Origin of the sequence: Pseudomonas sp. GZD-209 (assembly GCF_049310485.1) — a bacterium.
In the GTDB taxonomy this organism is placed as follows: domain Bacteria; phylum Pseudomonadota; class Gammaproteobacteria; order Pseudomonadales; family Pseudomonadaceae; genus Aquipseudomonas; species Aquipseudomonas sichuanensis.
The window spans coordinates 1-10,640 of record NZ_JBMOWQ010000191.1 but is presented as its reverse complement, the minus strand read 5'-3'; the positions used below and the strand labels follow the sequence as shown (position 1 = coordinate 10,640).

The 10,640-nt window shown below is 65.6% G+C and carries 11 protein-coding genes; 3 read left to right on the top strand and 8 right to left on the bottom strand.

Annotated features, from left to right (window positions below; all coding sequences use genetic code 11):
- Window positions 1–67: 67 nt before the first annotated feature.
- Window positions 68–1,339: an Hsp70 family protein gene (locus tag ACO6VM_RS20500; RefSeq protein ID WP_401055387.1), complete on the bottom strand. Its 1,272-nt coding sequence runs from the start codon at window positions 1,337–1,339 to the stop codon at window positions 68–70.
- A 164-nt stretch (window positions 1,340–1,503) separates the two neighbouring features.
- Here ACO6VM_RS20500 and cbpA point away from each other — a divergent pair, with 164 nt between their 5' ends.
- Window positions 1,504–2,466: a curved DNA-binding protein gene (cbpA, locus tag ACO6VM_RS20495; protein ID WP_422403735.1), complete on the top strand. Its 963-nt coding sequence runs from the start codon at window positions 1,504–1,506 to the stop codon at window positions 2,464–2,466.
- A gap of 2 nt (window positions 2,467–2,468) precedes the next feature.
- Window positions 2,469–2,774: a chaperone modulator CbpM gene (locus ACO6VM_RS20490; protein ID WP_110992969.1), complete on the top strand. Its 306-nt coding sequence runs from the start codon at window positions 2,469–2,471 to the stop codon at window positions 2,772–2,774.
- A gap of 149 nt (window positions 2,775–2,923) precedes the next feature.
- Here the strand turns inward: ACO6VM_RS20490 and ACO6VM_RS20485 are convergent, their stop codons facing one another.
- The 7 genes from ACO6VM_RS20485 to urtA form a co-directional block, all read right to left on the bottom strand.
- The gene (locus tag ACO6VM_RS20485; protein ID WP_422403734.1) at window positions 2,924–3,454 is read right to left on the bottom strand and encodes a GNAT family N-acetyltransferase; all 531 of its coding nucleotides are present in this window, start codon (window positions 3,452–3,454) and stop codon (window positions 2,924–2,926) included.
- A gap of 5 nt (window positions 3,455–3,459) precedes the next feature.
- Window positions 3,460–3,984 (bottom strand): GNAT family N-acetyltransferase, encoded by a 525-nt coding sequence (locus ACO6VM_RS20480; protein ID WP_422403733.1) that lies wholly within the window; start codon window positions 3,982–3,984, stop codon window positions 3,460–3,462.
- Between the two features lie 31 nt (window positions 3,985–4,015).
- Window positions 4,016–4,714, bottom strand: coding sequence for an urea ABC transporter ATP-binding subunit UrtE (gene urtE, locus ACO6VM_RS20475; protein WP_422403732.1), 699 nt, complete (start codon window positions 4,712–4,714; stop codon window positions 4,016–4,018).
- 126 nt (window positions 4,715–4,840) lie between these two features.
- Window positions 4,841–5,698 carry an urea ABC transporter ATP-binding protein UrtD gene (urtD, locus tag ACO6VM_RS20470; protein ID WP_258705198.1) on the bottom strand — a complete coding sequence of 286 codons (858 nt, stop codon included), beginning with the start codon at window positions 5,696–5,698 and terminating at the stop codon, window positions 4,841–4,843.
- A complete protein-coding gene (gene urtC / locus ACO6VM_RS20465; RefSeq protein WP_422403731.1) occupies window positions 5,695–6,774 on the bottom strand; it encodes an urea ABC transporter permease subunit UrtC in 1,080 nt (359 codons plus the stop codon). Before urtC ends, urtD begins: the two co-directional genes overlap by 4 nt.
- Window positions 6,774–8,261 carry an urea ABC transporter permease subunit UrtB gene (gene urtB / locus ACO6VM_RS20460; RefSeq protein WP_422403730.1) on the bottom strand — a complete coding sequence of 496 codons (1,488 nt, stop codon included), beginning with the start codon at window positions 8,259–8,261 and terminating at the stop codon, window positions 6,774–6,776. Before urtB ends, urtC begins: the two co-directional genes overlap by 1 nt.
- Window positions 8,262–8,467: 206 nt before the next feature.
- The gene (urtA, locus tag ACO6VM_RS20455) at window positions 8,468–9,733 is read right to left on the bottom strand and encodes an urea ABC transporter substrate-binding protein (RefSeq protein WP_422403729.1); all 1,266 of its coding nucleotides are present in this window, start codon (window positions 9,731–9,733) and stop codon (window positions 8,468–8,470) included.
- A gap of 528 nt (window positions 9,734–10,261) precedes the next feature.
- Here urtA and ACO6VM_RS20450 point away from each other — a divergent pair.
- A complete protein-coding gene (locus tag ACO6VM_RS20450) occupies window positions 10,262–10,561 on the top strand; it encodes a hypothetical protein (RefSeq protein WP_401060986.1) in 300 nt (99 codons plus the stop codon).
- Window positions 10,562–10,640: the final 79 nt, after the last annotated feature.

The following is a 10,640-nucleotide window of genomic DNA, read 5'->3' as shown; positions in this document are numbered from 1 at the left end:
TAGCGCCCCCCCCCCCCCCCGGCCTTCCCTGGGGGATGGTCCCCTCCCCCCCGCGATGGGCCTTGAATCAAACGGTGCCGTAGCGCTTGCGCGCCTCGATCGCGAGCCCGCTACCGATGCTGCCGAAGATATTCCCTTCCACATGCCGCGCCTTGGGCAGCATCGCCGCCACGCTGTTGCGCAGTGCCGGGATGCCGCTGGAACCGCCGGTGAAGAACACCGTGTCCACCTGGCTTTCATTCACCCCAGCCCTGGCCAGCAGCTCGGTCACGCTGCCACGCACACGCTCCAGCAAGCCATCGATGGCATCCTCGAACAGCGCGCGGGTCAGCTCGGCGCAGAGCCCCGGCTCGATGCGGCCAAAGTCCACGCTACGGCTGTCACGGTCGGTCAGCTCGATCTTGCTGGCCTCCACTTCCATCGCCAGCCAGTGCCCGGCGCGCTCTTCGATCAGCTTGAACAGGCGGTCGATGCCCAGGGTGTCCTCGATGTCGTAGCGCATGTTGCCCAGCGCCAGCTGCGACTTCTGCGAGTACAGGGCGTTGATGGTGTGCCAGGTGGCCAGGTTGAGGTGGTAGCTGGTGGGCATCAGTGCGCCGCTCTTCATCCGGCTGCCGTAACCGAACAGCGGCATCACGCCCTGCAGGCTCAACTGCTTGTCGAAGTCGGTACCGCCGATGTGCACGCCGCCGGTGGCGAGGATGTCGTCCTGGCGCTCGTCCACCAGGTGACGCTCGGGCGACAGGCGGATCAGGGTAAAGTCCGAGGTACCGCCGCCGATATCGACGATCAGCACCAGCTCTTCACGGCTGATGCCCGACTCGTAGTCGAACGCCGCGGCGATCGGCTCGTACTGGAACGACACGTCCTTGAAACCGATCTTGCGCGCCACCTCGGCCAGGGTGTCCTCGGCCTCCTGGTCGGCAGCGGGGTCTTCATCGACGAAGAACACCGGGCGGCCCAGCACCACCTGGTCGAACTCGCGGCCGGCGGCGGCTTCGCCACGCTTTTTCAGCTCGCCGATGAACATGCCCAGCAGGTCCTTGAAGGGCAGGGCGCTGCCCAGCACGCTGGTGTCGTGCTTGATCAGCTTGGAACCCAGCAGGCTCTTGAGCGAGCGCATCAGGCGGCCTTCGTAGCCTTCCAGGTACTCGTGCAGGGCCAGGCGGCCGTACACCGGGCGACGTTCCTCGATGTTGAAGAAGACCACCGAAGGCAGGGTGATCTTGCCGTCTTCCAGGGCGATCAGCGACTCGACGCCCGGGCGGTGCCAGCCGACCGTGGAGTTGGAGGTGCCAAAATCGATGCCAAGGGCGCGGGCCGGGGATACGTCAGACATGAGGGGAAAGCTTCCGGAGGCAAAACGGCCGCGCAGTGTATGCCAGTTGGCTACAGAATCAAGACCGGTCGTCTGCCGTGAGGCAAAGCCAAGCGCACCTTGAAAGGCTATGCTTGGCCCCTATCTTCAGTTGCAACCTGCACTTTCACATTGGTGATCCACAGATGGACTTCAAAGACTATTACAAGATACTCGGCGTTGAACCGAGCGCGGACGAGAAGGCGATCAAGGCCGCGTACCGCAAGCTCGCGCGCAAGTATCACCCCGACGTCAGCAAGGAGCGTGACGCCGAGGACAAATTCAAGGAGGCCAACGAGGCCTACGAAGTGCTTGGCGACAAGGACAAGCGCGCCGAGTTCGACGAAATCCGCAAGTACGGTGGCCAGCACGGCCGGCCGTTCCAGGCCCCGCCTGGCTGGCAGAGCCGCGGCGGCAACGGCGGCGGCGGCGGTTTCGAGGGCGGCGACTTCTCCGACTTCTTCAGTTCGATCTTCGGCGCCCGGGGTGGCAACCCCTTCGGTGGTGGCGGCCGGCAACAGCGCAGTACCGGCAGACGAGGGCAGGACGTGGAACTGGAACTGGCGGTCTTCCTTGAAGAGACCCTGAACAACGAATCCAAGCAGATCAGCTTCCAGGTGCCGCAGACCAACGGCGCCGGGCAGCGCACCGGGTTCACCACCAAGACCCTGAACGTGAAGATCCCCGCCGGAGTGACCGACGGCGAGCGCATCCGCCTCAAGGGCCAGGGCGCGCCAGGTGTGGGCGGTGGCGCCAACGGCGACCTGTTCCTGACCCTGCGCATGGCCCCGCACCCGCTGTTCGATGTCGAAGGCCATGACCTGATCATCACCGTGCCGCTGGCCCCGTGGGAGGCTGCGCTGGGCGCGAAGGTGGCGGTGCCGACCCTGACCGGCAAGATCAACCTGACCATCCGCCCCGACAGCCAGAGCGGCCAGCGCCTGCGGGTCAAGGGCATGGGCCTGCTGAACAAACAGGGCGAGCGCGGCGACCTTTATGCGCAATTGAAAGTGGTAATGCCCGCCCAGTCCGACGCCGCCGCGCGCGAGCTGTGGACCCAGCTCTCCGAGAAAGCCGCGTTCAATCCGAGGACTCAATGGAGTAAGTGACCATGAGCAGCACCCTGATCGTTCAACTGGACATGCGTACCCTGTGCCAGGAGGCCGATGTCACGGCCGACTGGGTGATCGAGATCGTCGAGCACGGCATTGTTGAACCGTCGGGGCGAACGCCCGACGAGTGGCTGTTCGATGACCGCGCGCCGGTGACCTTGAAGCGCGCGGTGAAGCTGCATCAGGAGCTGGAGCTGGAGTGGGAAGGGGTGGCGCTGGCGCTGGAGTTGCTGGAGGAGGTGCAGCAGTTGCGCAGCGAGAACAGCATGCTGCGCCAGCGCTTGGGCAGGTTCACCCAGATGTGAGCGTTACAGCATCGGGGGGGGGAGAGAGGCACCACCCAAACACAACCCCACCAAGTGAGGGATGTGAGGTGGGCAACCCTCCTCCCACAGAACTCTTTGGGGCGGGGGGTGGGGCCTTCCCCCCCCCCGCGATGGCTACATCACCACTCTCAAGCAGCAGCCAGCACCTTGAAATACAACGCCGTCGCCCGATAAGCCCCATCCGGCCCACAGGCATAATCCGGGATCTCCCCCGCCTTGCTATACCCCTGCGCCCGATAGAACGCCTCCGCGCCGGAGCCAGCCTCGGTATCCAGATACAGCATCCCCCGCCTGATCCGCCGGGCATCGGCCTCCAGCGCATTCATCAGTTGCTGCCCCAACCCCCGTCGCCGCGCATGGCTATGCACCAGCAGTTTCTGCACCTCGGCCCGGTTCAGCCCGTTGGGCTTCAGGCACAGGCCCAGCTGCACGCTGGCCAGCACCTCATGGCCCTGGGCGATCACCCATAAAAGCTGCTCGCCACTGGCCAGGCGCGCCTTCACCTCATCGAAATAGGCATTGGCCTGCTGCTCGTCGATATCCGCCAGAAAGCCCACCGAAGCACCCTGTCGCACCGCATCCAGCAGCAGGGCCACCAGGCCCTCGCGGTAATAGGCCAGGCCTTCATGGGTGACGCGTTGCAGGTGGGCGGCGTTCATCGGGTTCAGCTCCTTGAGGGGGGAAGGGCGTTCTCGTCCAGATTCAGCTGCATGAAGGTCAGGTCCAGCCAACGGCCGAACTTCACGCCCACCTGGGCCATCTGCCCGGTGATGGCGAAGCCCAGGCGTTGGTGCAGGCGGATCGACGCAGCGTTGCCGCTCTCGATGGCGGCGACCATCACATGTTTGTCGCAAGCGCGCGCACGCTCGATCAGGGCTGCCATCAGGATCGGCCCCAGGCCTTTGCCACGCTGGTCGTCACGGATGTACACCGAGTGCTCGACGGTATGCCGGAAGCCTTCGAAGGGCCGCCAGTCGCCGAACGAGGCATAGCCCAGTACCCCGGTTTCATCGACTGCCACCAGGATCGGGTAGCCTTGCTGCGCGCGGGCCTCGAACCAGGCCTGGCGGTTGGCCAGGTCGACCGGGGTTTCGTTCCAGATCGCTGTGGTGTTGCGCACGGCGTCGTTGTAGATGTCGAGGATGCCTGGCAGGTCTTCGGCCAGGGCATCGCGCAGCGGGTAACTCATGACGGCATCTCGCAAGGGAAGTCTGAGCAGATTAAATGGTAACCAGGCCACGCACACCTTCGGCCTGCATGTTTTCGCCGCGCCCCTGCTGGACGATCTCGCCACGGGCCATCACCAGGTACTGGTCGGCCAACTCCTCGGCGAAGTCATAGAACTGCTCTACCAACAGGATGGCCATGTCGCCACGGTCGGCGAGTTTGCGGATCACCGCGCCGATCTCCTTGATCACCGATGGCTGGATGCCTTCGGTCGGTTCGTCGAGGATCAGCAGGCGCGGGCGGCTGGCCAGCGCACGGCCGATGGCCAGCTGTTGCTGCTGGCCGCCGGACAGGTCGCCGCCACGGCGCTGTTTCATCTGCTCCAGCACCGGGAACAGTTCGTAGATGAAGGGCGGTACTTGCCGTGCCGCGCGGGCGGGGAAGCGCGACAGGCCCATCAGCAGGTTTTCCTCCACCGTCAGGCGCGGGAAGATCTCGCGGCCCTGGGGCACGTAGGCGATGCCGGCCTGTACCCGTTGCTGCGGCTTGAGGGTGGTGATCGCTTTGCCTTCCCATTCCACGCGGCCCTCGCGGGCCGGCAGCAGGCCCATCAGGCAGCGCAGCAGGGTGGTCTTGCCCACGCCGTTGCGCCCAAGCAGGCAGGTGACCTCGCCGACCTTGGCCTCGAGGGACAGGCCGCGCAGGATGTGGCTGCCGCCGTAGTACTGGTGCAGTGAGTCGATTTTCAGCATGTTCTGCCCTTGTGTGATTTGAGCGTGGGAGCGGGCTTGCCCCGCGATGGCGTCAGGCCTGGAAATGATGTTGGCCGGGCTGGCGCAATCGCGGGGCAAGCCCGCTCCCACGCCACCCCCGCAGGCCTATCTACCGAGATACACCTCGACCACCCGCTCATCCGCCTGCACCTGCGCCAGCGATCCCTCCGCCAGCACACTGCCCTGGTGCAGCACCGTCACATGGTCGGCAATGCTGCCCACGAAGCCCATGTCGTGCTCCACCACCATCAGCGAATGCGTGCCCGCCAGCGACCTGAACAGCTCGGCGGTGAACTCGGTCTCGGCGTCGGTCATGCCCGCCACCGGCTCGTCCAGCAGCAACAACTGCGGCTCCTGCACCAGCAGCATGCCGATCTCCAGAAACTGCTTCTGCCCGTGGGACAACAGCCCGGCCGGGCGCTGGGCCAAGGGCAGCAGGCGCAAGGTGCTCAGCACCTCGTCGATGCGCTGGCGCTGCTCGCCACCCAAGCGCGCCGCCAGGCTGGCCCACACCGACTTGTCGGCCTTCAAGGCCAGCTCCAGGTTCTCGAACACCGTCAGTGCCTCGAACACCGTGGGCTTCTGGAACTTGCGGCCGATCCCGGCCTGGGCGATCTGGTATTCGCTCATGCGGGTCAAATCGAGGGTGTCGCCAAAGTAGGCGCTGCCGCTGTCGGGGCGGGTCTTGCCGGTGATCACGTCCATCATCGTGGTCTTGCCCGCGCCGTTGGGGCCGATGATGCAGCGCAGCTCGCCCACGCCGATGTACAGGTTCAGCCCGTTGAGCGCCTTGAAGCCGTCGAAGCTGACGCTGATGTCCTCCAGGCTCAGCACCGTGCCATGGCGGGTATCGAGCCCGGCCTTGCGCGCCTGGCCCAGGCCGATGGCGTCACGGCCGGCGCCCAGTTGGTCGAACACCGGTTCCAACATGAACTCAGGATGCACCGGGGGCACGCCTCTCATGGCTGGCTCCTTTTCTTCACAAGCCCGACCACACCCTTGGGCAGGTACAGGGTGACGATGATGAACAGCGCACCGAGGAAGAACAGCCAGTACTCGGGGAACGCCACGGTGAACCAGCTCTTCATGCCATTGACCAGCCCGGCGCCGAGCAGCGGCCCGATCAGCGTGCCGCGCCCACCCAGGGCCACCCACACGGCCGCCTCGATGGAGTTGGTCGGCGACATCTCGCTGGGGTTGATGATGCCCACCTGCGGCACGTACAGCGCCCCGGCCAGGCCGCACAGCACGGCGCTGAGCACCCACACCAGCAGCTTGAAGCCACGCGGGTCGTAGCCGCAGAACATCAAGCGGTTCTCGGCATCGCGCACCGCGGTGAGCAGCCGGCCGAACTTGCTGCGGGTGAGCTGCCAGCACAGGTACAGGCTGGCCAGCAGCAGGCCGACCGTGAGCAGGAACAGCACCGCGCGAGTGCCTTGCGCAGTAATGTCGAAGCCGAGGATGGTGCGGAAGTTGGTGAAGCCGTTGTTGCCGCCAAAGCCGGTCTCGTTGCGAAAGAACAGCAGCATGCCGGCGAAGGTCAGGGCCTGGGTCATGATCGAGAAGTACACGCCCTTGATCCGCGAGCGGAAGGCGAACCAGCCGAATACCAGCGCCAGCAACCCTGGCGCCAGCACCACCAGGCACAGGGCCCAGGCGAAGTGCTGGGTACCGGCCCAGTACCAGGGCAGCTCGTTCCACGACAGGAAGGCCATGAACCCCGGCAGGCCGTCGCCGGCTGCCTGGCGCATCAGGTACATGCCCATGGCGTAGCCACCGAGGGCGAAGAACAGCCCGTGCCCCAGGGACAGCAGCCCGGCGTAGCCCCACACCAGGTCCAGCGCCAGGGCGACGATGGCATAGCAGAGGATCTTGCCCACCAGCGTGAGGGTGTAGGCCGAGACCTGCAGTGCGTGCCCGTCGGGCAACAGCGACAGCAGCGGCAAGGCCAGCAACACCAGAACCACGGCGGCGCCGAGGGCCAGCGATAGCCGCGGCCCGGCCTTTTGTGCGGCAGTGACAAGCAGTGGCTGGTTCATCAGTCGATTACCCGTCCCTTGAGGGCGAACAGGCCTTGCGGGCGCTTCTGGATGAACAGAATGATCAGCGCAAGGATGAGGATCTTGCCGAGCACCGCACCGATCTGCGGCTCCAGCAGCTTGTTGGCGATGCCCAGCCCGAAGGCGGCCCAGAGGCTGCCGGCCAGTTGCCCGACACCGCCGAGCACCACCACCAGGAACGAGTCGATGATGTAGCTCTGGCCCAGGTCAGGCCCGACGTTGCCGACCTGGCTCAGGGCCACGCCGCCCAGCCCGGCGATACCGGAGCCCAGGCCGAAGGCGAGCATGTCGACGCGCCCGGTGGAGACCCCGCAGCAGGCCGCCATGTTGCGGTTCTGGGTCACTGCGCGCACGTTCAGGCCCAGCCGTGTGCGGTTGAGCAGCAGCCAGGTGAGCAGCACCACGGCCAGGGCGAAGGCGATGATGACGATGCGGTTGTAGGGCAGCACCAGGTTGGGCAGCAGTTGAATGCCGCCGGACAGCCAGGCCGGGTTGCTCACCTCGACGTTCTGCGCGCCGAAGATCAGGCGCACGGCCTGGATCAGCATCAGGCTGATGCCCCAGGTGGCCAGCAGGGTTTCCAGCGGGCGGCCGTACAGGTGACGGATCACCGTGCGCTCCAGGGCCATGCCCACCCCGGCACTGACGGCGAAGGCCACCGGCAGGGCGATCAGCGGGTAGAACTCGATCGCCCCCGGCGCGTAGCGCTGTACCAGCACCTGGACCATGTAGGTGCTGTAGGCGCCGAGCATCAGCATCTCGCCATGGGCCATGTTGATCACCCCGAGCAGGCCGAAGGTGATCGCCAGGCCTAGGGCCGCCAGCAGCAGGATCGAGCCCAGCGACAGGCCACTGAAGGCCTGGCCCAGCAGTTCGCCCACCAGCAGTTTGCGTTGCACCTGGGCCAGGCTGGTTTCGGCGGCGGTGCGCACGGCGGCATCGGTTTCGGCGTCCGGTTGCAGCAGCGCTTCGAGGCGGGTACGGGCCAGCGGGTCGCCGGTTTCGCCGAGCAGGCGCACGGCGGCCAGGCGCACGGCAGGTTCGCTGGCGCCCAGTTGCAGGTTGGCCAGGGCCAGGCCCAGGGCGGCATGGACGGCGGCGTCCGGCTCGGCGGCGAAGCGGCGGTCGAGGAAGGCCATCTGCGCCGGTTGCGCGGATTTTTGCAATTGCTGGGCGGCGGCCAGGCGGATCGCGGCCTGATCGCTGAGCAGTAGGTGGCTGGCCAGGGTGTTGTCGAGCAGACCGCGCAGGCGGTTGTTCAGGCGCAGCTTGCGGGTGTCGTTTTCGGCGATGCGGCCTTGGCGCAGGTTTTCCAGCAGCGGCAGGCGCGCGGCATCGGGTTGTGCGGCCCAGGTTTCGAGCAGGCTGGCCTGTTCGGCGGGTTTGGCGCTGAGGAAGAATTCGCCCTCGCTGGCTTGGCTGGCCAGGGGCAGTAGCAGCATTAGTGTGAGCAGGAGTCTGAGCATGCGGGCCATCCTGGAAATCGGCGGTGGATTCATCGCGGGGGGAGAACACCCCCCCACCCCCCCCCCCCAGAAGAGGGGGGGGGGGGGGGGGGGGGGGTTTTCCCAGCGGGGGGCCGTTTGCCTCTCCCCCACCACCCAAGCCCCCACACACCACTGCCTTGTTGGTGTTTGTCCCCTGCCTCCCTCCCCCCCCCCCCGCGATGGCGTCAGTTGCCCTTCACCGCATAGTCAGGCCGCTTGTCATTCCCCGGAATGAACGGGCTCCACGGCTGCGCCCGCAGCGGCTGTTCGGTCTGCCACACCACGCTGAACTGCCCGTCATCCTGGATCTCGCCGATCATCACCGGCTTGTGCAGGTGGTGGTTGGTCTTGTCCATGGTCAGGGTGAAGCCCGACGGCGCCTTGAAGCTCTGCCCGGCCAGCGCCTCGCGCACTTTGTCCACGTCCGTGGACTTGGCCTTCTCGGCGGCCTGCGCCCACATGTGGATGCCCACGTAGGTGGCTTCCATCGGGTCGTTGGTCACCGCCTTGTCGGCGCCCGGCAGGTTCTTGGCCTTGGCGTAGGCCTTCCAGTCGGCGACGAATTTCTGGTTGACCGGGTTCTCCACCGACTCGAAGTAGTTCCACGCCGCCAGGTGCCCCACCAATGGCTTGGTGTCGATGCCGCGCAGCTCTTCTTCACCCACCGAGAACGCCACCACCGGCACCTCGGTGGCCTTCAGGCCCTGGTTGGCCAGCTCTTTGTAGAACGGCACGTTGGAGTCGCCGTTGACCGTGGAGATGACCGCCGTCTTGCCGCCGGCGGAGAACTTCTTGATGTTGGCGACGATGGTCTGGTAATCGGCATGGCCGAACGGGGTGTACACCTCTTCGATGTCCTTGTCGGCCACGCCCTTGCTGTGCAGGTAGGCGCGCAGGATCTTGTTGGTGGTGCGCGGGTACACGTAGTCGGTGCCCAGCAGGAAGAAGCGCTTGGCGCCGCCGCCGTCTTCGCTCATCAGGTATTCCACCGCCGGGATCGCCTGCTGGTTGGGCGCAGCACCGGTGTAGAACACGTTCGGCGACATCTCTTCACCCTCGTACTGCACCGGGTAGAACAGCAGGCCGTTGAGTTCTTCGAACACCGGCAGCACGGATTTGCGCGACACCGAAGTCCAGCAGCCGAACACCACGGCCACCTTGTCCTGGGTCAGCAGCTGGCGGCTCTTTTCGGCGAACAGCGGCCAGTTGGACGCCGGGTCCACCACCACCGCTTCGAGCTGCTTGCCGTTGACCCCGCCCTTGGCGTTGATCTCGTCGATGGTCATCAGCGCCATGTCCTTGAGCGAGGTCTCGGAAATCGCCATGGTGCCCGACAGCGAATGCAGGATGCCGACCTTGATGGTCTCGGCGGCCTGGATGCTCCAGCTCAGGCCCATCGCCGCGATCGATGCGCTGAGGGTGAAGGCCTTGATCAGACTGCGTCGCTTCATTTGGTCACTCCGATGTGAGGGTTGTGGTGCTGGCAGGTCGGAGATTGCAAAGGCTGTGCCGAGCGGCGGAAGGCTTGTGATAGAGCGGTTGTGCGACGAATCGGGGCGTTTGGGGCGTCCAGGATGGTGCTTGCCGGATTGGCCTGCACAGGATTGGGGCCTGGGGCTGTGAACACTTTTGACACATAAGCGGTACTTGAGTACCGTGCCGCACCGCAGTAGTTTCTGCGGTTCGGGATTGGCGTCCCGCTGTCAGAACCGGACACATCGCTTGTGCGATCGCGTGTCCTGCATGGTTGCACCCGTTATGGGCGGAGCCGTGTGCGGGAGCCTTCGGGCTCACCGGGCCTTCTGACCGGCACGCCAACCCGCACGGCTCCGTCCACCCATATTGGCGTGTGGGCACGGAGAGACACTTCAGAAAGCTGCAAGGAGTCGCACCATGCTCAAGAAGATCGTTCCAGATCCACCGTTCGCGCCTGTCGCTGGCGCACCTCTCATCGATGCCCCTCAGCGAGAGGTGCAGCCATGAACCCGGAATCGCGGGTCAATCCCGCCATTTGCAAACCCCGTCCCGTTACCGCCTGTTCCCATTTCGGCACCTGCAATCACGCCCATGACCCGATGCTTTCGGTGCATGCCGGGGTCGATAGCGAGGATGCGCTGGTGTGCGCCGTGGCGGCGTTGAAGGCGGCGTATGAGACCAATGCTGCCGCGTTGGAGAAGGCGGGGGAGCCGTTGCGCAGTTTGCTGACGGCTACGGAGAACTCGCTGGAGAAGGGGTTGGCGTTGGCCGAGGCCGTGCTTGAAGGGTTGGAGCAAGGCTAGCGGGCCCCATCGCGGGGGGGGGGGGGGGGGGGGGGGGTAAGAAACCACAAAAAGAAGTGGGGGGGTTGGTGTGTGAAAG